At 49.1% G+C, this 22,438-nt stretch carries 18 protein-coding genes; 2 read left to right on the top strand and 16 right to left on the bottom strand.

Annotated elements, in window-relative coordinates:
* Positions 1-233 precede the first annotated feature (233 nt).
* The 11 genes from iolD to D328_RS0124935 form a co-directional block, all read right to left on the bottom strand.
* Positions 234-2,216 carry a 3D-(3,5/4)-trihydroxycyclohexane-1,2-dione acylhydrolase (decyclizing) gene (gene iolD / locus D328_RS0124980; protein WP_026281367.1) on the bottom strand — a complete coding sequence of 661 codons (1,983 nt, stop codon included), beginning with the start codon at positions 2,214-2,216 and terminating at the stop codon, positions 234-236.
* A 106-nt stretch (positions 2,217-2,322) separates the two neighbouring features.
* Positions 2,323-3,783 carry a CoA-acylating methylmalonate-semialdehyde dehydrogenase gene (locus D328_RS0124975; RefSeq protein ID WP_018887780.1) on the bottom strand — a complete coding sequence of 487 codons (1,461 nt, stop codon included), beginning with the start codon at positions 3,781-3,783 and terminating at the stop codon, positions 2,323-2,325.
* A gap of 38 nt (positions 3,784-3,821) precedes the next feature.
* Positions 3,822-4,877, bottom strand: a complete 1,056-nt coding sequence (gene iolC / locus D328_RS0124970; RefSeq protein ID WP_018887779.1) for a 5-dehydro-2-deoxygluconokinase — start codon at positions 4,875-4,877, stop codon at positions 3,822-3,824.
* A gap of 330 nt (positions 4,878-5,207) precedes the next feature.
* On the bottom strand, positions 5,208-6,221 hold the full coding sequence (locus D328_RS0124965) for a LacI family DNA-binding transcriptional regulator (RefSeq protein WP_018887778.1): 1,014 nt from the start codon (positions 6,219-6,221) through the stop codon (positions 5,208-5,210).
* 323 nt (positions 6,222-6,544) lie between these two features.
* Positions 6,545-8,722 carry a HelD family protein gene (locus D328_RS0124960; protein WP_018887777.1) on the bottom strand — a complete coding sequence of 726 codons (2,178 nt, stop codon included), beginning with the start codon at positions 8,720-8,722 and terminating at the stop codon, positions 6,545-6,547.
* Between the two features lie 217 nt (positions 8,723-8,939).
* Positions 8,940-9,578 (bottom strand): alpha/beta fold hydrolase, encoded by a 639-nt coding sequence (locus tag D328_RS30095; RefSeq protein ID WP_233426245.1) that lies wholly within the window; start codon positions 9,576-9,578, stop codon positions 8,940-8,942.
* A complete protein-coding gene (locus tag D328_RS31675) occupies positions 9,575-9,868 on the bottom strand; it encodes a hypothetical protein (RefSeq protein WP_233426243.1) in 294 nt (97 codons plus the stop codon). Before D328_RS31675 ends, D328_RS30095 begins: the two co-directional genes overlap by 4 nt.
* Entirely contained in the window at positions 9,868-10,521 is a 654-nt protein-coding gene (locus tag D328_RS0124950; protein WP_018887776.1) for a TetR/AcrR family transcriptional regulator, read from the bottom strand. Before D328_RS0124950 ends, D328_RS31675 begins: the two co-directional genes overlap by 1 nt.
* 243 nt (positions 10,522-10,764) lie before the next feature.
* On the bottom strand, positions 10,765-12,063 hold the full coding sequence (locus D328_RS0124945) for an NCS2 family permease (RefSeq protein WP_018887775.1): 1,299 nt from the start codon (positions 12,061-12,063) through the stop codon (positions 10,765-10,767).
* Positions 12,064-12,418: 355 nt separating this feature from the next.
* On the bottom strand, positions 12,419-13,723 hold the full coding sequence (locus tag D328_RS0124940; protein WP_018887774.1) for a DUF438 domain-containing protein: 1,305 nt from the start codon (positions 13,721-13,723) through the stop codon (positions 12,419-12,421).
* Between the two features lie 14 nt (positions 13,724-13,737).
* Complete coding sequence (locus D328_RS0124935) at positions 13,738-13,965, bottom strand: DUF1858 domain-containing protein (RefSeq protein WP_018887773.1); 228 nt, start codon at positions 13,963-13,965, stop codon at positions 13,738-13,740.
* 444 nt (positions 13,966-14,409) lie between these two features.
* On the opposite strand from D328_RS0124935, the gene D328_RS30490 reads away from it, so the two are divergent.
* Positions 14,410-15,813 (top strand): zinc-ribbon domain-containing protein, encoded by a 1,404-nt coding sequence (locus D328_RS30490; RefSeq protein ID WP_018887772.1) that lies wholly within the window; start codon positions 14,410-14,412, stop codon positions 15,811-15,813.
* 310 nt (positions 15,814-16,123) lie between these two features.
* On the opposite strand, the gene D328_RS0124925 is transcribed toward D328_RS30490, so the two are convergent.
* The 4 genes from D328_RS0124925 to D328_RS0124910 form a co-directional block, all read right to left on the bottom strand.
* Positions 16,124-16,861: a tRNA threonylcarbamoyladenosine dehydratase gene (locus D328_RS0124925; RefSeq protein ID WP_018887771.1), complete on the bottom strand. Its 738-nt coding sequence runs from the start codon at positions 16,859-16,861 to the stop codon at positions 16,124-16,126.
* Positions 16,862-16,895: 34 nt separating this feature from the next.
* Positions 16,896-18,674 carry an aspartate--tRNA ligase gene (aspS, locus tag D328_RS0124920; RefSeq protein ID WP_018887770.1) on the bottom strand — a complete coding sequence of 593 codons (1,779 nt, stop codon included), beginning with the start codon at positions 18,672-18,674 and terminating at the stop codon, positions 16,896-16,898.
* Between the two features lie 80 nt (positions 18,675-18,754).
* On the bottom strand, positions 18,755-19,999 hold the full coding sequence (hisS, locus tag D328_RS0124915; RefSeq protein ID WP_018887769.1) for a histidine--tRNA ligase: 1,245 nt from the start codon (positions 19,997-19,999) through the stop codon (positions 18,755-18,757).
* Positions 20,000-20,532: 533 nt separating this feature from the next.
* Positions 20,533-21,240: an ArsR/SmtB family transcription factor gene (locus tag D328_RS0124910; protein ID WP_018887768.1), complete on the bottom strand. Its 708-nt coding sequence runs from the start codon at positions 21,238-21,240 to the stop codon at positions 20,533-20,535.
* Between the two features lie 82 nt (positions 21,241-21,322).
* On the opposite strand from D328_RS0124910, the gene D328_RS0124905 reads away from it, so the two are divergent.
* Positions 21,323-21,922: a flavin reductase family protein gene (locus D328_RS0124905; protein ID WP_018887767.1), complete on the top strand. Its 600-nt coding sequence runs from the start codon at positions 21,323-21,325 to the stop codon at positions 21,920-21,922.
* A 276-nt stretch (positions 21,923-22,198) separates the two neighbouring features.
* Here D328_RS0124905 and D328_RS0124900 read toward each other — a convergent pair whose 3' ends face one another.
* Positions 22,199-22,432, bottom strand: coding sequence for a hypothetical protein (locus tag D328_RS0124900; protein WP_025679024.1), 234 nt, complete (start codon positions 22,430-22,432; stop codon positions 22,199-22,201).
* Between the last annotated feature and the right edge of the window lie 6 nt (positions 22,433-22,438).

Below are 22,438 nucleotides of genomic sequence, written 5' to 3'. Positions count from 1 at the left end.
TGAAATCCGATTCGTCAATGCACTAACGTGATCAGATCAAATGTGTGTATACAGCCGCTGCAAGCGGGGAGCCCTGTCGACCGTTGTTAAGCTTGCTGTTCTTTGATCTAAGGCGAAAAGTAGTAGAACTGCAAGCTTAAAGACGGGCACTTCGTTTCTCTAGGGCTTCCTCGTTTTCCACTAACGATGACGCTCACGAGGTCATTCTACTGACATTAAATTCGAACGAGGCTTTAGTAACGGCGTGCCTGCTTCAGGCCTTCCTCTCGTCGAGAATGGGCATCCTGGATTGCCTTGCTATCGGATTCAGCAGCTGTACCGACATGCCACCATGCTCCATAGCCGTGTGTCATGGTCTTCGGCAGCACCTTGATATCAAGCAGCGTGGATACGGTCTGCTTACGCGCATCTGCAAGAGCCGCTTCCAGTTCACTTATGCTGGTAACCCGATAGGTTACTGCACCGTAGCCCGCAGCACTGGCCGCATAATCAATTGCCATGACATCACCATTCAGCTTGCCACTGTCACTGCGGTAACGGAACTCGGTGCCTATGCTCCCCATCCCGTTCTCTATTTGCAAATTGTTGATGCAGCCAAAGCCTGCATTGTCCAAGAGCACAATGTTAATTTTGCGGCGTTCCTGCAGACTCGTCACCAGCTCCGAATGCAGCATCTGATAGCTGCCGTCGCCCACCAGCGCATAGACCTCTCGATCCGGCTGTGCCAGCTTGATTCCCAATGCCCCGGCAATCTCATAGCCCATACAGGAGAAGCCATATTCCATGTGATACGTATCCGGTATGGTCGCCTCCCACATGCGCTGCATATCCCCAGGCAGACTTCCTGCCGCACCAATAACGATCGCATCCTGCGGGATTTGTTCATTCACTACAGCCAGCACGCAGGTCTGTGTCAGTGTCGTACCTAGTGCCTCTGCATATTCCACAAGCTCGTGATCCAAATGACCAGCCACTTCGGGTACGTAGCTGCCCGACGAATAATCTGTGCTGGCAAGTCGCTGCCGTTCTTGCTGCCATTCAGCCTTCGCCTTGGCAATTTCTTCTCCGTAACCCGAGCGATAGCTCTGCACCTCCAGCACCGTCTTCAGGGCTCGAAGCCCTTCTGCTGCATCACTAACAACAGGCAGCGCATCCAGCTTCGAGGCATGGAATGCCGAGGCATTGATCGTAAGGAATTCTACTTCTGGATGACGGAACAGACTCTTCGAGCCCGTAGTGAAATCCGTGAAGCGTGTGCCCACTCCGATAATCAGATCCGCTTCGGCTGCCAACGTATTAGCAGCAGCATTCCCTGTCACGCCTATACCACCAAGGTTATACGCATGACTGCTCTCTACCGCACTTTTTCCGGCTTGCGTCTCACCGAACGGAATGTCGAAGGCCTCAGCAAAGTCTTTCAGCTCCTGACCTGCATTGGAGTACCGTACCCCTCCACCGCAGATAATCAGGGGCTTGTGCTTTGTCGATATCAATTCGGCAGCTGCGAGGATGTCACGCGGATGCGGCTGTCGTCGCTCAATTCGGTGTATTCGTTTACGGAAGAACTCCACCGGGAAATCCCAGGCTTCACCCTGTACATCCTGCGGTAGTGCAATGGTCACTGCACCGGTATCAGCCGGGTCTGTCAGCACTCGCATCGCATTCAGCATGGCCGACATAAGCTGCTCCGGACGCGAGACACGGTCCCAATATTTACTGACCGCCTTGAACGCATCATTAACGGATATAGCCAGACTATGGGTATGCTCCATCTGCTGAAGCACCGGATCGGGCTGTCTAGTCGCGAAGGTGTCCCCAGGCAGCAGCAGCACGGGAATCTGATTCGCGGTAGCTGTAGCCGCCGCCGTCACCATGTTCGCGGAGCCCGGACCGACCGAGGCCGTACAGGCCATAATCTGACGGCGGCGACTCTGCTTGGCAAAGGCCACGGCGGCATGCACCATTCCCTGCTCATTCCTTCCCTGGTAGACCATCAAGTCTCCTGGGGCGCTCTCCAGTGCCTGACCGAGTCCCAGCACATTGCCGTGGCCAAACACGGTGAACACTCCTTTTACAAAGCGTTCGGCCCCATCCTCATGCACAGCATGCTGCTGAGCAGCTGCATTCGTCTGTGTATGTCCCTGATCCGTCTCAACATATTGGTTGTTCAAAAATCTGACCAATGCCTGCGCTGTTGTCAATCGAATCGTTTCCAAGGAACTACCGCCTTTCATCCGAATTTGCATTAAGTGCTTCCTAGCCAGCAATCCATCAGGCTATCAGGCTATCAATCTATCAATGACCTTCCAATGCTGCTTTATCTTACTGCCAGCGGGCCGTAACCATCTTCTTGCGAGTATAGAATTCCACCCCATCTGTGCCGTTCGCATGAAGGTCACCGTAGAAGGAGTCCTTCCAGCCAGAGAACGGGAAGAAGGCCATCGGTGCTGGGACACCCACATTCACACCCAACATGCCAGCCTCTATATTCTCACGGAAATAGCGAACCTTGCCTCCGTCATTCGTGAAGATACACGCCCCGTTCGCAAAGCGTGAGGCATTGGCAATGTCTACAGCCTCCTCTACGTCCTTGACCCGAATGATCGACAGTACAGGAGCAAACACCTCTTCCTGCCAAATCTTCATCTGTTGTGTAACCTCGTCAAAAATCGTCGGGCCGACAAAATATCCATCCCCTGCCACGGCCTTGTCCTTGCGGCCATCTCTCAGCAGTCTCGCTCCTTCCGCTACACCTTGTTCAATATAGGAAATGGTTCTGTCTTTATGACTTTCGCGAATCACCGGGCCGAGGAAGGTATCCTCATGCAGACCGTTGCCAATCGTCATGGTGTCACATGCCTGCAGCAGCAGCTCCAGCAGCCTGTCGGCCACTTCCTCCTGCACCGTTACGACGGAGCAAGCCATACAACGCTCGCCAGCCGAGCCGAATGCTGCGTTGACGATCTGGGTAGCCGTCGCTTCCAGTTCAGCATCCTGCAGGACGATGGAATGATTTTTGGCTCCGGCAAGCGCCTGTACACGCTTGGCATGGGCCGTACCTTTTTGATACACATACTCGGCAACAGGCTGCGAGCCCACGAAGGAAATCGCTTTCACATCTGGATGCTCCAGCAGGCCGTTCACGACATCCTTTGCCCCGTTGATGAGATTGAATACCCCGGCAGGAAGACCTGCTTCCTCCAACAGCTCTACAAGTCTTGCTGCCAGTAGCGGAGTACGCTCAGAAGGCTTCAGCACGAACGTATTGCCACAGGCGATCGCGAGCGGGAACATCCAGCAGGGCACCATCATCGGAAAATTAAATGGGGTAATTCCCCCCACGACGCCTACTGGATACCGGTACATCCCGGATTCAATACCTGTAGCAATGTCCGGCAGCTGTCTGCCCATCATTAATGTCGGGGCTCCGGCAGCGAATTCCACACACTCAATCCCGCGCTGTACCTCACCATAGGCTTCGTTGTAGCTTTTACCGTTCTCCAGCGTAATCAGTCGGGCCAGCTCCTCCCAATGCTCTACCAGTAGCTGCTGGTACTTGAACATGATGCGAGCGCGACGTGGCACCGGTGTGCTGGACCAGCCTGTGAATGCTTCCTTCGCTGCCGCTACGGCGCGATCCAGCTCCTCCCGCGTAGACAAGGGTACCTCTCCCAGCACTTCTCCGGTAGCGGGGTTGAATACGGTTTCGGTCTGCGATACCTCTGCTTGCACCCATTGTCCATTGATATAATTCCTGAGCACCTCTACTCCCTGCTTCTCCATATCCTCTCTCCTCCGGTTCGCGTATTGGTTATATAGGATCACACCAGCTCTTTTATCTCCTCATTCTCCTGCAGAAAAGTGTTCAGCTCTTCCAGTGTAGGCATGGCATCCGAACAGCTATGCCGGGAAATGACGATCGAGGCTGATGCACTACCACGCTTCATGGCCTCTCCAACTGTCTCGCCTGTCATGAGTCCGTAAATGAAGGCTGACGCATAGGAGTCCCCAGCTCCGAATGTCTTCAGTACCTTCGTACGGAAGATCCCGCTACGGTGTGACTGTCCGTCTGCCGTGTAAGCGATGGAGCCGCTGCCACCATGCTTGATGACGACCAGCTTCGCCCGATGCCCGAACCAGCGTCCGGCCGTCGCCTGATCATCCGATGCCGCTTCCTTGAACAACTGCTCCATCCTATCGAATTCCTCGCGTGTACCAATGATGCAGTCACATTTCTCGGCAGCCAGATTGTAATACATGGCCGTCTCCGCATCCGACTTCCAGGTATAGGGGCGATAGTCAAGATCGAAGAACACCGTAACTCCATGCTTGACTGCGAGCTCCAGTGCCAGAAACACCGCTTCCCTGGATGGGCTCTTCGCGAGCGCAGTCCCGGATATGAGCAAAGCTTTGGTCTGGCGAATGTAGTCCTCGGAGATATCCGCCGTAGTCAGCAGCAGATCAGCAACATTGTCACGATACATTAATATGCTACACTCCTGCGGGCTCTTGATTTCGGTGAAGGCTAATCCAGTTACCGCACCCGTATGATCATCTACAACCTGACTGTCATCCACATGATTCGCTTGCAGATAGCGCCGGATGAAGCGGCCCATCTGGTCGGAAGCAATTTTGCCGATAAACCCACTCTTCAAGCCCAGCCTTGCCGCGCCGATCGCAATGTTTGCCGGAGAGCCTCCTACATATTTCGTAAAAGTCATCGTATCCTCCATGGGACATCCTGTCTCATTGGCATTCAGATCAATGCAGAGACGGCCTACGGATACCAGGTCTATCGGGCGTGCAGCATCAAAAGCAAGCGGTCGTACCGGATCAAATGCAGGCTGCCCATTGTGAAGCAATACCTCTCCATTCATAGCGCTTCCTCCTTGAAGGTAGAATCAACTAGCTATTATATTTCTTCCAAGTAAATTTCTTGCACAGTATCTTGGTTAACTACTTCGCTAATAGCTTGAATTTTGGAGTCAGAGTCAGGGTCAGGATCAAGGCCAGAGTCAGGGTCAGAGCCATGCTCTTGCTAAAGATTTTTGTTAACACCTTAGGTTAAGCGCTTAACCCAACTGTAAAAACTATTATAGTAGAGATGTAAGCGCTTATCAATTACATTTTTCGGAATCCTGCAAGTGAAAAATAGTGCGTAGTAGCGCATGAGGAAAAAGGTCCCTTTCTCCCGGAGAACAGTCAAATTAATCGGGAGCGGGACCTGTGGATTGACGAATAACGAGCTCTGGCTGAATCAGCACCTTATTCTTAGCAGCATCGGGATCAGCGATGCAGTCTATTAGCTGCTGCATGGATTGTCTGGTCATATCGCGCAGGGGTTGAGCGATACTCGTGAGAGAGGGATGGCAAATATCTGCCAGCAATGTATTATCGAAGCCAACGACAGACAAATCCCGTGGAACAGCCAGCCCGACGTAGCTGGCCTCCTGCAGTACGCCGATGGCCAACAGATCGTTGCAGGCAAATATGGCAGTTGGCCGTCTATCTGTAGGAATGGATAACATCGTGCGTGCCGCAGTCCGACCATTCTCCAGCGTGGCAGAGGTCTGGATCATACATTCAGACTCATCTGGCTGCAGTCCCGCTTCGGTTAATGCCTCTATGAAGCCTTGCTCCCGCAAACGGCTACCAGACAGGCTGTCCGAAATAATCCCTAGCCGGCGGTGCCCAAGTGACAACAGATATTTCGTGGCCTCATAGCCCCCCTGATAATCATCAATGGTGACGCTGTTACAGGCTAGCGAACGAATATCCGCAGAGAACAGTACCGTCGGAATTCGGTCGGTCAGCAGACGGGCTACCCGCTCCGGCGGACCTGTGTGCGAGGCGATGATCAGCCCGTCTACACGCTTGCGCAGCAGGGACGAGATATATCGCTCCGCCTTCGTATCATCACGATCGGTACTACAGATCACCAGATCATTGCCCGCTTGCTGGGCATGATCCTCGAAATGACGGGCTGCTTCTGCGAAGAAGGGATTGGCAATGTCCGGAATCATCAGGCCAATTGTGCCTGTTCGCTGACTCGTAAGCGCGGAAGCCACCATACTCGGCTGATAGTTCAATTGCTCCATGATGTGCGTCACCTTCTGCCGTGTCTTGTCACTGATACGACCGTTATGATTCAGCACCTTGGAGACGGTAGCAATCGAGACACCTGCTTCTCTAGCTACATCGTAAATGGTTGGTTTGCTCATTATTTATGTTCACCTTTGCTTAAAATAACCGCTTTGTATTTACTCCTTCTCTGCTTCTACCGTGCTTCTACCGTGCTTCTACCGTGCTTCTACCGTGCCTCTTCCTTACTTCTTTCGTGCTTTTCTATATTTCTTCTATTCTTTTTCTGAATTAGTGATTTGACGCTATTATAAGTAATATATCTGGATATGGCAAAGACAGGCGCTCACTACGGAGATTGCAGCCTGTCTTTGCCATAGTGACAACGGAGTCGGCTCCAGTCACCAATATAGTGTTCTATCTTACAAATATCAACCGAGCCTGGTCATTTCCACGTGCTCAACTAGTCTTCAGGCCAGCCCTCCAGAACCATGTTCTCGCTATCTGTCAGATTAGCAGCTTGGGCATAATCCGGCAGAGCCCCGCTATGGAGCAGCCAGAGCTCATGCAATGCCCGCGTACAGCCTACATACAGTAGCTTTGCATCTCCGGCATTGCTCAGATAATGCTCTGTATCCGCATCGGCAACAACGACCGCGTCGAATTCCAGCCCCTTCGAGAGATAGACCGGAAGGATCGAGTGACCGCCTGTGTACTGCTTTTTGCTACCGTCAATCAGATTCAGCTCCCAGCCCTGCTTGGCAAGCTCCGCATGCAATTCAACGGCCTCGCTTAATGTACGTGTCAGAATAGCTACGGTGCGGTAATCCTTCCCGGTCAAATGTCGCAACGCACGTTCCAGATCCGTACTGCGCTTCTGCGTCGGGTGAGCAATGACCCGGACCGGATCACCACTACGAAACACCGGGATCGCAGTAATACCGCTCTTCACGCCACGCTCCAGAATAATGTTCGCATAATCTATGATCTCCATAGTCGAACGATAACTGCGTGTCAGTGCATAATAAGCATGATGCTCAGCAGGAAAGAGACTGCTCATCTCATCCCAGGCGTGGACGCCGCGATACTCATGAATGCCTTGGGACAGGTCTCCCAAGATCGTGAAGGAGTGCCCTTTGACGAACAAATCCAACAAGGCAACATGAAATGGAGAGAAATCCTGTGCTTCATCAATGACGATATGGTCGAACCGCTGTCCGCCATCAATATCATGAATTAACGCATGGATGTACACCAACGCAGGCAGATCCTCCTCACGGATGATATTCTGCTTCAAATCCGTAGCCGTCTGCTTCACGATCGAGCGTGGAAGCTGAGCATGGATCTCGTCAGGGACACTCCCTCCCTTGACAGTCTTGAATAGCTGCTTGTACATCGTTAGCGGCTCATATTGTGGCCATTTCTTTGCATAGGCCTTCTCGCGCGTGGCTGCCTTCTTCTTACATTCCTTGCGCAGGGCTTCCGATTTCAGCTGCTTCAGCTCCATCTCAATCCAGCGATGAATCCGTGCCATGACGCGCTCCTTGCGCTTCGCAAGAGGATAATGTCTATATTCCTCGCTGAACCAGCGCTCAATCTCGGATCTGGTCAGCACGGCCCCATCCCACGGTATGAAGTCTGCCTCTGGTACAGCGTCACTCTCCAGCCCGGATAGCCATTCCTTCAGCAAAGTCATGAATCGGATCGAGCCCTTGTAGCGTCCCGGCACCTCATCATTAAGCTTCGGACGGTTATTCGGCTCCTCGAACCAGAGATTCAACGTCTCACTTGCATTTGCAATCGGAAGCTCAATCTCAAGTAGCTGGACAGCCCAATCTGTGAACGTGCTCTGCTGAATATCTCCAACACCCAGCTCAGGCAGGACATCCGAAATATAGTCCAAAAACATATGGTTGGGGGCAAAAATGATCATACGCTCAGCCGCAACCTGCTCCTTGTACTGATACAGCAAGAAAGCAAGCCGATGCAAGGCCACGGTCGTCTTACCCGAGCCCGCTACACCTTGAATAATCAAGGCTGTATCCCGCTGCGCCCGAATAATCTGGTCCTGCTCCGCCTGGATTGTGGAGACGATATCACGAAGCTTGTTGTCCTTGTTCTCCCCAAGTCGGTAGACGAGAAATTCATCGGACACCGCTGGTTGGTCACTATCCCGGTTGAAGGTATCCGCAATTCTCTCCAGCATTCGCTGGCGAATAACCACGTTCCGCTTCAGGTATACCAACCCTTCAATCAGACCCTCCGGAGCTTCATAGGTTGCCGGGCCCTCTCCCCCAGTGAAGGAGTAGAACAAGCTGGCTACTGGCGCACGCCAGTCAATGACCAGCGGATGATCCCCTACCTCTTCCCGATCCACACCGACCTTACCGATGTAGAGCGGCTTTCGGCTATCCGTTCCCGATTCTTCAAAATCCAGCCGCCCGAAATAAGGCTCCTTAGAGCTCTTCGCCAGGGCAACTCGTCGTTCTTCACGCTGGGCCTCAAGAACCTGCTCCGTGAAGTCATGACCTGTATAGATCGGTATTCCTCGCAGTCTTTCCAGCTGCTGGTCCACTGTCTCCATGGTCCGCTTCAGTCGATCAACTTCTTCTTGATAGGCACTTTGAAAGCTTTGTGACATGTTTCAGTTACCTCCTAAGAATATTCTCTTATGGTCAATCGCTGACAACACAAAAGGATTACCAATATACCACATTCCTCCAACGAAAGCTATAAGAAGCCCAACATGAACCCGCTTTCCCGAACCCTGCAGTTCCCCATAAGAAACAACCAATCTTTTGGTGCTACATCATTTTTTCGGCAAGAGCTTTTGACTGTTCAGTGATCTTAATACATTATCATTCTAAAAAGGATACCGTAAGCTCAGCTAATTCCTTTGATTTAGTATGATGTAAATAGTGTCCTCCCTCTATAATTTGAATAGCTGACTTATCACTATTTTTAACCATGTCTTGATGAATCCTCAACCAGTTATCATTAGAATCCGTACTTTCTGTTGCCAAGAAATACATAACGGGCAGACTCTTAGGGTACTGTATCTCAGCCGTTTTATTAAAATTCTCCAGCATGGATTTGCCTTCATTCATTGTTGCTTTTGATCCTATATTTTTTAGAGACAAATATTTATATTGCTCGGCTAATTTATCTCCCACATCTGGAATCTTCAGCATGTCGGTGTTCATATTTGAGAGTACACGATACAGTCCCGATTTACTTAAAAGCTCAATGGCCCCTGCTATATTATCATCGGCTCCCCCTTGTGAAGGAAGGCTGCTATCAATTCCTATAAAGGCTTCAACCTCATTAGGATATTTTTTAATATACTCAAGAGAGTAGACCCCCGTAATTGAATGGCCCATCATCGTATACTTTTTGATTCCCTGCTTAACCAACACCTCATGTATTTCGTCGGTTATATTTTCAACAGATCTTTCCTTATCCGTATCATCACTTAGACCATACCCAAAGGGTTCTATCGCAATAACTCGATAGTTTTGTCTAACTCACTAATCAGTTGCTTGAAATCAATGATCGGTGCAGCTGTCATATAGCCCGGTAATAAAACGATCGTCTTTTCACCTGTCCCGGAGATCTGAAAGTTCATGTTTTCTCCATCTATAGCGACGGTTTCGCCGTAAGAAGCTATCTTCTTTTCTTCACGACTTAGTTGAATTTTATTGTTAATAAACACTCCTGCAAAAAACAAGACAATAATGATTAGTATGGATAGTAAAATAATTCCCGTAATTTTCAATGTTTTTTTCATTACTTGCTCCTTTTTGTAGTAGCACCTGTTAGTTCTTTGACAATGGTTGAGAAGACTTCATCACTTATAACGTTCACTCCACTTTCCTTTAATACATACTGAGCAGCTTTTAATTTTTCAAAAAACGTCTCCATTGTATTTGGGAATAATGCTTGGATGAACCAGGTACTTGTTAATAAAATAATGATTTCAGCCATTTGTTCTGGATATGCTACCTTAATAGAGCCATCCTCATTACCTGCATGAATGTACTTTACTATTTTAGGAGCCATAATTTCGCATATTTGAGTATTATAAATCGAGCTAAAAGTGGGATCGTTTAGTAAGGCTAATGAAGCTGCTGTGGATTGAGTAATATCCTCATTAAACATCGCTTCAAGTAAAATATTTTGAATTTTTTCTAGACCACTTAAATCCTCTCGTTCATCAATAGCATCTAATAAATCCTGATCCGGTATAAACCTTTTTGCGATTCCTACAATAATCTGATATTTGGATTCGAAATGATGGTAAATCGCACCGCGAGTAAGTCCATCCAATCCAGCAACAATTTCACTAATCGAAGTCTGCTCATACCCTTTCTCAATAAATAAAACAGAAGCAGTGTCTAGTATTAAGTTTCTGGCTTCCTTTGCTGTATACTTCTTCCTCAAATTATCCCTCCCAAAATAAAAAACATTCAATCGGTATGTTTTTATTCAATTTAAAGCAAAAACATATAAATATCAATTCTTTTTTAATCTTTCTTGATAACTAGCACAGCTTATATCAATTGTGTCTTAATATATTATTAATGAGTTGTTATAAACAAAAACCACTGACTACCTGAAAATACAAAAAAGCCTCCGAACCCATATGACTACGGTTCAGAGACTTCTTAAATTATCCAGTTACGTTCAGACTACTGCATGCAGCACGAAATTGGCAAGGAACAGGATAGCAATGACATACAGCACGAGTGGCACTTCTTTGCCTTTTCCCGCTGCAAGCTTCGCCAAGGGGTAAGCGATGAAGCCAAATGCCATTCCATCCACAATGCTGTAGGTGAACGGAATCATAACCATGATCAGGAAGGCTGGAAATGCGTCTGCAAAATCCGCAAAGTTCATTTCCTTCACATTTTGCACCATCAAGCCACCGATAATAATCAGCACAGGAGCAATGGCGCTGTCTGGAATGTATGTCAGCAGCGGAATGAAGAAGAAGGTCAGACCAAACATGATCGCTGTCACGAGTGGCGTAACACCTGTTCGACCTCCTGCCGCAATCCCGGCAGTGGATTCCGCCGCGGCCACGGTAGGGCTTGTACCGAACAGTCCAGCAAAAATATTACTGATGGCCAGCGCACGCAGACTGCCTTTAAATGCCTCCGGCTTGCCAATCATTGCGGTCTGACCCGCAACAAGGCCAATGTTCTCAAAGACCACGATGAGCAGCAGCAGGAAGACCGCGATCCAGAACGCGATCGTAACGAAGCCAGACATGGTAAAGTGCGCGAAGAGCTCACCATATTGCCGCACGGTCTCCTCACTCTTCACAGCAGCCTGTGGGTGCACCGCGCCCAGCAAATACGCCAGCCCCGTACCTACCAGCATGCTGATCAGTAGCCCACCCTGTACATTTCGAATAAACAGAATCAAGGCCAGAATCAGCGTCACACATGCAGTAACAACTCCAGGATCACTAAAATGTCCAATCGCGACAAAGGTCGTCTGATGAGCGATTACGATCCCGCTCTTTTGCAGACCAATGAAGGTCAGGAACAACCCAATTCCGACGGTAATACCGTGCTGGAGATTATGAGGAATCGCCTCACTAATCTTGCGATACAGGGAAGTGAATGCCACGATCGCGAATAGAACACCAGTAATTGATACGACTGTCAACGCTTCCTGCCAGCTCAGCTTCATGGAGTGGACAAGAGTATAGGTGAAGAACGCATTGATCCCCATTCCGGGCACCACAATAATCGGAGATTTACCACCAAAGGCCATCAGCAGACAGCCTGCCACCGAAGTAAGCAGTGTCGCCAGCATAGCACCCTGCAAGGGCATGCCCGCATCGGACAGAATCGTCGCATTGACCAGAATAATATAGACTACGGAGAAGTAAGACAGCAGCCCCGCCGTAATTTCCTTCTTCCATTGGTGCTCGGGTGTGAAGCCAAGCGTACGGGAAAACATCCCTCGGTTCATAAACGTGCAGCCTCCAAATCGTTAACATAAGATGTCATGATAAAAAGCAAACATTACCCATCATACACTCCTTTCGCACCTTTCACAAGGCTTTCACAATAGTTTCAGATCCCTTTTCATGCCCCCTCCAAAGACCACACCACGCCCGACCTCCGCCTGAATCCAATCATTCCAGAATCACAAAACAACGGACCTCTACCATTTGAGCAGAGTTCCGTTATTCTGGACTTAATTCTTATTTAGTTCGTTTCTGATATGGCTAGCTTGGATGGTATCCTGTTATTAGTCCAGTTATGTCCTGTCCATTACCACACTATTCAGACAATACGATTTAGACAATATGATTTAAACAATACTATTCGGACAAAATTCGTTTCTGTCCTTCCAAGGCACGAATTGGCGCTACGTTCTGCGTAAATTCCAATGTCCCCAGATAACGACCATCTGCATCACGGACAGCGAAGTAGCGAATCAGGATGAATTTGTCCTTCATTGTAATCCAGAAATCCTCGGCATCCTTCTTCCCGGCTTTGAAGTCCTCCAGCAGCTTCTCCACGACATGTACGCTTTGTGGTGGATGACAATTTTGCACTGTACGACCAATTACGGCTTTTGTACGGGCGAAGATCCGTTCCTTACCGTGAGAGAAGTAGCGAACAACATCATTCTCATCAATAAAGGTTAGATCCACTGGCAGGTGATTCATGATCAGCTCCAGCTGCTGCATGGATAAAATTCCTGTCTCAAAGCGGATGAAGCCCTGTGGAGTCGCACCTTCAGTCTGTGCTGTGCCAGCTTGCTCCGTAGCTGTCTGTGCGTGTGTACCGTCAGAGTCTGCTTGGGACCCTTCCGGCTCCGCCGCTCTGTGAGGAACCCATTCCTGCTCTGGGGCTGTCAGGCAAAATCCAATTTCCTGACTTTCATGGGCAATCTTGACCCATTCATCCTCAGTCAGCTTGCCGAGAGCCATCGGGAGCAAGATGTTCTCCTCCTTGAAAATCATCTCGTTGACCTCACGGATCGCTTGCTCCAGCGTATCCACTACCTCTTGTTGATTGCCCGTATAGTTCGTCAGCATCGCTTTGGCGCCCTTGATCATCGCCCGAATGCCGTCATCAATTCCCCACATTACCTTTGTTGGCCCAAAAATTCCGTAGCGCTCCAGGTAAGGGAAGAGCAGATTCTCCTTGCGGCTATAGTGTTTGTCGATGTCCAGCAGCAGATTGAGATCCTCCAGCAGCTTGTATCTGATCTCGTCACTATCCTGTCTAGCGAACTTGTCCTTGTGCAGCTCAATCTGGAAATTGACCAGCTTCTCAATTTCGCGATTTTCCAGCTTGAAGGTGTGTACCGGGTGACCTGGCTGCTCTTCAGGCTTCTCAGACCGGTGAATGTCCTGGATCGATCCCTTGAAGATCGCTGTATGCACAGAGCATAGGCGCTGCACCTCGGATACAGGAATGCCCTCCTCCGTCATCAAGGCGTGTTCCAGCTCGGAAATCTCCGCCACCGTCACATCACCGACCGCCTCCTCGAAGCGAGCCTTGACCTCCTCGACACTTTTACCAGCATGCAGTTCCTTGATAATCTCCTTCAGCAGCTCCTGACGCTCCGACCGTTCTTTTCCCATCATTTCACGATTATTAATCAGTTCACTCATCTTCGCTCGCCCCTCTATTCTTCAAGTGCAAAGCCTTGCATGGCAAAGGCTTGCCGAACCGTATCTACATCCATCTTTTTCAGCTTCATACCTTTGTTCAAGGTCATGTAACGACCTGCCGTCTGCAGCATGCCTGGAATGGCGATATCACGAAAGCCCAGTTCCATCATGATGTCCTTCACTTCAGGATAACGCTCCACAAGGTGCAATATTGGCTCATTCATGCTTAACGTACGACCCATCTCATCACTCCTGGCTAGCTGCCGTATTACGGCAGTCGATATAGGGTTTAACTTTGACTGTCTTGCTTGGATTGAAATCATTGAGAACATTTCTCACTAATAACTTAACATATGGCAACGCAGGTCGATTGTGATTACAATCACAAGTTTTTAGAAATCACAATTTGCACTAAACTGTCGGTTTCACAAGAATATAAGGCTTGGACATGCGGAGGTTAGACATAAGGAGGCCTGTTCGAATATCCTCTAGTAGCTTCTCTGTGTATTCTCTATGCTGACAAGCTTGCAATGTAATGCTATCTTTTTTAACAATCATTTACTAAAGAAGGATGATTTGCGCTCGAATCCAAGTAGTATTCAAATAATAAAGAAAAAGACCGATATATGAACTGTTATTTTGTATTACACAATTTTCTAATACATACAGTCAGGATGGAGAAGATTATGTTCTGTAATAGCTGTGGAAAAACCATCATTAAAAGTAGTCGTTTTTGCCATCATTGTGGGGCAGAAATATCAATCCCCGAGCTCAAAGCACCTCCCGAGCCTGTGAGTTCAAAGGAGAGTATTACTGATGTAGTGAAGGTTGAATCTGTTATACCGGTGGAGTCTACACCTGAGGATTTGATCCACCCTTCAGATACACATACCAAGCCCGTAAATGCTTCTAAAGAATCAGCAAAGTCTAATGAGGGGACAAATCGTCACGCTGTGCCAAGTAAGACCCCTCGATCAAAAAAGAAACTGATAGCTATGATCTTGGTCGCTACTGCTGCTCTAATCGTAATCTCTGGTATTGTAACGTCATACCTCTCACAGCAAAAATACACGCATGCCGCATCTCTGATGAGCAGCGGTAATTATGAGCAAGCCATAGAGGAGTTCAAGGATTTAGGAGACTATAAGGATTCGGCAGTGTTATTAGCAAAAAGCAATTATCTGTACGCAACGCAGCTCATCAAGAACAAAGACTATTCGCAGGTTAAGGAGATTATCACGGATTTGGAGCTTTATAAGCATATTCCGGAAGCTAGGCTTCAAATGGACTATCTAGAGGGGCTTGTATCCCTGAACAACTCGGAGTATGCAAAGGCAATCGAGGCATTTGAAAGAAGTGGAGATTATGAAGATAGTAAGCAGCAGCTCATCGAAGCTAAATATCAGCATGGAAAATATCTGATTTCGGGTAATAATTCTGCAAAAGCCCTACCCTTACTTCAAGAAATTAAAGAGCATAGGGACACTGGTACACTCCTTCATGAAGCACAATATTTAGAAGGTATCCGACTTTTCAAAGAAGGGGACCTGACCGAAGCCAAAGCTAGGTTGACTAGCATCGGAGATGACAATTACAAGGATACGAAGAAATATTTAAAGGAGATCGGACTATTAGAGCCTTTCCAAGGTACATGGCAATATGGCTCAGGCCAACAAGTGATATTCTCAGGATTAACTATATATACTATCACCTGGCCAGGTACGTACAAGCAACATGTGTATGATTGGAAGGTTATCATTGAGGGGAATACTGTAAAAAATAATGCTGCCTCGACATTTGTCATTAAAAATGGGAGTTTGCATGAATATAGAACGTTTGAAGGAGAGACAGACTTAACCGTTTTTAATAAATTAAGTTCCTCAACCACGCTTCCCACCGCCAAGATATTGCGGAATCCTGCCATTGGCATGACCGCTTCGGAAGTACGAGAATCCAGTTGGGGAGAGCCTTCAGACATCAATAGGACGACGACTAGCTTCGGTGTGAGCGAGCAATGGGTTTATTCGAATTACTCTGGCTACCGTTTCATTTACTTGGATGATGGCATCGTCACCTCTATTCAGGAATAACATGCTTACCCCATAAAGCGAATATCCATTGCCAACAAACACTAACAACCACTTCCCTTCCGAAGTGGTTGTTACTCATTTGACACGCTTGCCCCACAACTTGACTCTCCACCAACTAGAAGTTGCAATGCTTAGCTGGGCACGCCACATAAAAAAAGCCCGCAGACAGCAATGAAGATGCTATCTACGGACAGGCCCGTGCACAGGTGCAACCAGGCATTGACGTTGAGTATGGTAATGGAGTCTTGCACGCTTAACCATAAGGAAGGCAACGTCCCCCTCATTTTAGCCACAAGTTATGAAAGAAGCTCTATGCAAGCAGTTCCTTCACCGCGACACTGACCATGATCAAACCAGCCACAGGCGGTACGAATGCATTGCTTGCAGGAGGCTGCTTGGCTTTACGGATCGCTGGAGCATTCTCCGGCACGATCTTCTTCGTGATGTCCTCACGCGGCTTGATCGGCTCCTCCGTGGAAAAGACCACCTGAACGCCTTTCTTGATGCCTTCCTTGCGCAGCTTCGTCCGAATGACACGTGCCATTGGGTCCATCGAGGTTTTGGAAATGTCCGCTACCTGGAACTTGGTCGGGTCCATCCGGTTCGCCGCACCCATGCTTGAAATGATGGGAACCTTGCGCTCCAGACACTGCTTGATCAGATGGATCTTGTAAGAGATCGTGTCTGAGGCATCAATGACGTAATCCAGCTCGAATTTGAACAGCTCCTCATAGGTCTCTTCTGTATAGAACATGTTAAGAGCTATGGCTTCGCATTCGGGGTTAATCAGCTTCACACGATCTACCATCAGATCGGCCTTCTTCTGTCCAATCGTGCTGGTAAGCGCGTGGATCTGACGATTAATGTTAGTGATGTCCACGACATCCTTGTCGATCAGGATAATCCGGCCAACTCCGCTGCGAGCTAGAGCCTCTACCGCAATCGATCCTACACCACCTATACCAAGCACAGCGACTGTGCTATTTTTTAACTTCTCAAGTCCTTCGGAGCCAATGGCCAGCTCAGTACGGGAGAACTGATTCAGCATACCCGTCGATGACCTCCTTTGTCATGCTGTAATATTAAGCCTTGCTTGCAGCAGGCTTCGGTGCGAGACGAATATGCAACTGCTCCAGCTGCGAATGGTCCACCTCAGACGGTGCGTTCATGAGCAGATCCGTAGCGCTCGCCGTTTTCGGGAAGGCAATTGTCTCTCTCAGGTTCGTGCGGCCCGTGAGCAGCATCACCAGACGGTCGAAGCCAAAGGCGATACCACCATGAGGAGGCGTTCCGTACTCGAAGGCATCAAGCAGATAGCCGAATTTATCGTTGGCTTCCTCTGGAGACAGACCGATTGCGTTGAACATTTTCTCCTGCACGTCACGCTTGAAGATCCGCATGGAGCCGCCACCGACTTCGTAGCCGTTCAGGACGATGTCATAGGCTTGGGCACGGATTTGTCCCGGGTCAGTATCGAACAGGGCCAGATCCTCATCCTTCGGACGAGTGAACGGATGATGCTCTGCTACATAACGTTTTTGATCCTCATCATAACCGAGCAGCGGGAAGTCTACCACCCACACGAATTTGAATTTGCTGTCATCGATCAGCCCCAATTGGCGCCCAATCTTCAGACGCAAGGCACCGAGTACATCCGCTACGACCTTCTTCGTGTCTGCAGAGAACAGCAGCAAGTCGCCTTCTTCGGCTCCCGTGCGCTCTTTGACAGCTTCGATCTCTTCCGGCGTAAAGAACTTCACGATTGGCCCCTTGAATTCGCCGTCCTTGACTTGAATCCACGCCAGGCCCTTCGCACCATAGCGTGCAGCATATGGTCCAAGATCGTCAATCTCTTTACGTGTCCATGTTCCGCAGCCCTTCGCATTCAGGACCTTCACTTCTCCACCCTTCTCAATGACCGAAGCGAACACCTTCACACCGCTAGTCGCTACAATATCGTTCATCTCGATTAATTCCATACCAAAGCGCAGATCCGGCTTATCTGAGCCGTATTTGCCCATGGCATCCGCATAAGTAATGCGTTGGAATGGCAACTCCAATTCTACACCGACCGTCTCGCGGAGCAATCTGGCCATCAATTGTTCCATCATGCCCATGAGGTCATCCTGCTGAAGGAAGGATGTCTCAATATCGACTTGAGTGAACTCTGGCTGACGATCCGCACGAAGGTCCTCGTCACGGAAGCAGCGAGCAATCTGATAGTAACGCTCAAGGCCACCTACCATCAGCAGCTGCTTGTAGATTTGCGGCGATTGTGGCAGAGCGAAGAATTCACCCTCATGTACACGGCTTGGCACCAGATAGTCACGCGCACCCTCTGGCGAGCTCTTTGTCAGGATTGGTGTCTCTACCTCAATGAAATCTTCTCCATCCAGAAAGTCGCGGAAGATCTTCGCAGCCTTGGAACGCAGCTTGAGTGTGTTATACATTTCCGGACGACGCAGATCCAGATAGCGGTATTTGAGACGCAGGGACTCATCCACCTCTACACCATCTTCGATGAAGAACGGAGGAGTCTTAGCTGCATTCAATACCTCGATCTCGGTAATCTGTACTTCAATTTCCCCTGTCGCCAGATTCGGGTTAATCGTCTCTGCGTCACGCTTCACCACTGTACCTTTGACAGCAATGACGTATTCACTGCGCACACGGTCAGCAATGCCCAGAGCATCACCAGAAAATGCTGGATTAAATACAACTTGAACGATTCCGCTGCGGTCGCGGAGATCGATGAACAACACGCCACCCAGGTCACGCCGGGTCTGTACCCAGCCGTTCAAGGTTACTGTCTCTCCAATATGCGCTGTTGTCAGGGTGCCGCATTGATGACTCCTATTCATGATCATTCTCCTTTAAAATGTATATTTTCTATTTAAATTGAACGTAAGCTTACATGTTAAGTTCAACTTATATAATTAGCCTATATCAGTGCATCCTTAAGCTCATCCAGACGAACGGTGCGTTGCTCTCCTGTAGCCATTGCTTTCAGGGCAATCTCACCGCGCTCCAGCTCGTCATCACCCAAAATAGCTGTATACCGTGTGTGCAGTCGGTCAGCAGCTTTCATCTGAGCCTTCATTTTACGATTCAGATAATCGCGCTCGGCAGCAATCCCGGCTTGACGTAACAGGAACAGTTGCTTGGTGACCTCGCGTTCGGCAGCTTCCCCAAGTGGAATCAGGTACACATCGAGTGGCTTAGCCGTATCTGCTGCAATTCCCTGATGCTCCAGAATCAGTTGAATCCGCTCCAGCCCCATGCCAAAGCCAATACCTGGTTGATCTGGTCCTCCCAGATCTCCGACGAGCCCGTTATATCGCCCACCGCCGCCAATCGTATCAATGGCGCCGATGCCCTGCGCCTTGAATTCGAAGGCTGTCATCGTGTAGTAATCTAGCCCTCTTACAAGACGCGGATTCAAGGTGAATTCCACATTCATATCATTCAGATAAGATTGAACCTTGGCAAAATGTGTGCTGCATTCCTCATCCAGACTATCCAGAATCGAAGGCGCATCCGTGAATTTATCCTGATCCACCTTGCAGTCTAACACTCGGAGCGGGTTACGCTCGATGCGGGATTGACAATCCTTACACAGGGTATCCTTCATGGGAAGCAGGAAATCCAGCAGACGTTGGCGATAAGCCGCACGGCTGGACGCATTGCCGACCGAGTTCACTTCGACACGGACATCCTTCAGGCCCAGCTCCACACAGAGCTGGTAGCCCATAGCAATCACTTCAGCATCAATCGCAGGATCAGTGGCTCCCAGCGCCTCAATCCCGAATTGGTGGAACTGGCGCTGCCGGCCCGCCTGAGGACGCTCATAGCGGAACATAGGTCCCACATAGTACAGCTTGGTTACGTCGGGTTCGCCGTACAGCTTATTCTCGACATAAGACCGAACCACGCCTGCGGTTCCCTCCGGGCGAAGAGTCATGCTGCGGTCTCCCTTGTCCTTGAAGGTATACATTTCCTTCTCGACCACATCGGTGGTCTCTCCTACACCACGAACGAACAGATCTGTCTGCTCGAAGATCGGTGTACGAATTTCACGGTAGTTGAAGCGGCGGCTAATATCCCGCACTTTCTCCTCTACGTACTGCCATTTCTCGACGGTACCGGGCAGCAAATCCTGCGTCCCTGTCGGTTTTTGAAAGGCCATTTCGTTTCCCTCCATTATCTCTGCAATTCAATATGAACAGCTTGCCATATACAACAAAAAAATCCCTCGCCCTGTCTGTAACAAACAGGGACGAGAGATTGTCGTTTACGATCACCCGTGGTACCACCCACATTCCGATAACGCACCTCGGATCAGGAATCCGCAGTCCGTATCGCTCAACACGTGTAACGCCCGCACAGCGCAAATCAGCTACTAATCGTCACAGCAGAATACTGCCATACTCTTGTTCGCTGTTTGTTCTCGGGGAAGTCATTCGTCCGTTCATCAAGAGAGCTCTTCCAGCCAAGGAGCTCCTCTCTGTACTTGTGGGTGCCGGATTACTTGGTCCCGTCATCAAATCCATATTGTAATTATTTTTTGATTTTAATGAACTAAATTGTCAAAGTCAAGACAAAACAATCTACTTGGGTACATTTCAGTCTTATTTCTACATTATTCCACACTTTTTTCATTTCGAGTTCAAATGTTATCTGTTTCAATTTTCCTATGGACCTGATCCGCTATTGATACGACTAATTGGCTTCCCATGTAATTCCAAACGACTCCTGAAGGCCGGCTCTGCCCTCCAAAGTGATGTCTACAGCACGACTGTCCGGGCGGGTACGAATCCACCCTAGGTCTAGCAGACGGTTCAGCAGCTTCTCTCCCAGCACACCTGCAACATGGTAACGACGCTCGCTCCAATCGAGACATTGGCGTGCTATAGCCCGGCGCGATGAGGAAGAGCCCGTCCATTCAATCCCGAAAGACTTAAGCCAGGTATAGCCCTCTGCTGTAATCTCGTAATTCCGCTCCTCCACTGCTGCTGGCTCCTTCAGAACTCCTTTTGCAAGCAATGCTTCACAGATGGCAATGCCCAGTTGCCCCGCCAGATGACGATAGCAGGTACGAGCACCGCTCAATCGTTTTAACTGCTCAGACTGCCTCAGAGATCGAATCTGTACAGGTGGCGCCAAGTGAGCCATCGTTTCGACAAGTCGGGCCACTTCCGGTCCCGCTATCCGGTAATAGCGATGACGTCCTTGGGGCTCGACCGTAAGCAAGCCTCCCTCCACCAGCTTGGCGAGATGGCTGCTGGCCGTCTGGGGCGAGACACTCGCCATATAAGCCAATTCACCTGCGGGAAGAGCCCTTCCGTCTAATAGGGATTCCAGAAATATCGCCCTGCTCGGATCAGCAATCAATGAGGCTACGACAGCTATATTCGGATATGCATTCATATTTCGATCATATATGAAATATTTGCGCGTTACAATACAGATGATCTTAATACATAGCTATTAATAAGGAGAGATGAGCCAAATGAATTCCCACGTTAGCATCCAGCCCAGCATATTGTATTATGGCATGCCAATCCTTTTGCTGAGCACCTCTAATGAAGACGGATCTACGAATCTGTCTCCCTTGTCCTCTTCTTGGGCACTTGGAGATTGCATAGTCCTCGGTATAGGGATCCAGGGACAAGCCTATGCGAATATTATGCGCCATCCGCAATGCGTCATTAATTTGCCAGAGGCAGGCTCATGGGAGCAGGTCGAACAGATCGCCTCTTATACGGGAATGAATCCTGTACCCCAAGCCAAGCAGCAGCTCGGATTTCGATATAGGAAGGACAAATTCAGCGCTGGAGGATGGACGCCACAAAAGTCAGACCAGGTTGAACCCATGCGTGTAGCGGAGTGCCCCCTTCAATTGGAGGCTGAGGTGCACCATATCCGTGTTCCCGAACATACGCCGTACATGGCTATTGTGGAAGTCAAGGTAGTACATGTGCACGCCCATCCACACATTCTGCGGGCTGACCATAAGATTGATCCTTTGAAATGGCAGCCACTCATCTACAATTTCCGCCATTATTTTGGTCTGGGTGACCAGAGAGGCGCGAGCTACCGCGCGAATTAACGAGATTGCAAGTACCAACTACAGTAGCAGTGCAGTCACAGCACATATGAAACTGCAAGAGTAGATGTTATAGAGATGTTATAGACTATCAAACGAAAGTTAGCGATCACAGCCTCCCGAGTGAACCGTTTCCCATCTGTGTCCAGCTAGAGACGTGGCTTGCGGCATAAATTGGAGGGCAGCTCAGAGCATGCCTAAAGCGCAGCTTGAGACGTAGCTCGTAGCTTTGGACGGACTGTGATCGCTAAATAGCACCAAAGTCCTACATATGCACATTTATGTGAATAAAGGTAACAAAGCATAGCTAACTAGCAGCCCAAAAATAAAAGCAATAGCAACACTTAACCACTGTGGGCGTCTATCAGCATCTTTTTCCAAAATCCCGGCAATGCACACCAACACGAGCACAATGATTTTCCCAGTTAGGCTCAGATATGGATTAACCAATCCCATAATAAAAGCGATTAGACGCAGTAAGCTTCCCCATAACAGTGGGAGTTTAAAATTCAAATAAAT

The organism is Paenibacillus massiliensis 2301065 = DSM 16942, from assembly GCF_000377505.1.
Classification (GTDB): Bacteria; Bacillota; Bacilli; order Paenibacillales; family Paenibacillaceae; genus Paenibacillus; species Paenibacillus massiliensis.
This window is presented reverse-complemented; position numbering and strand designations above follow the sequence as displayed.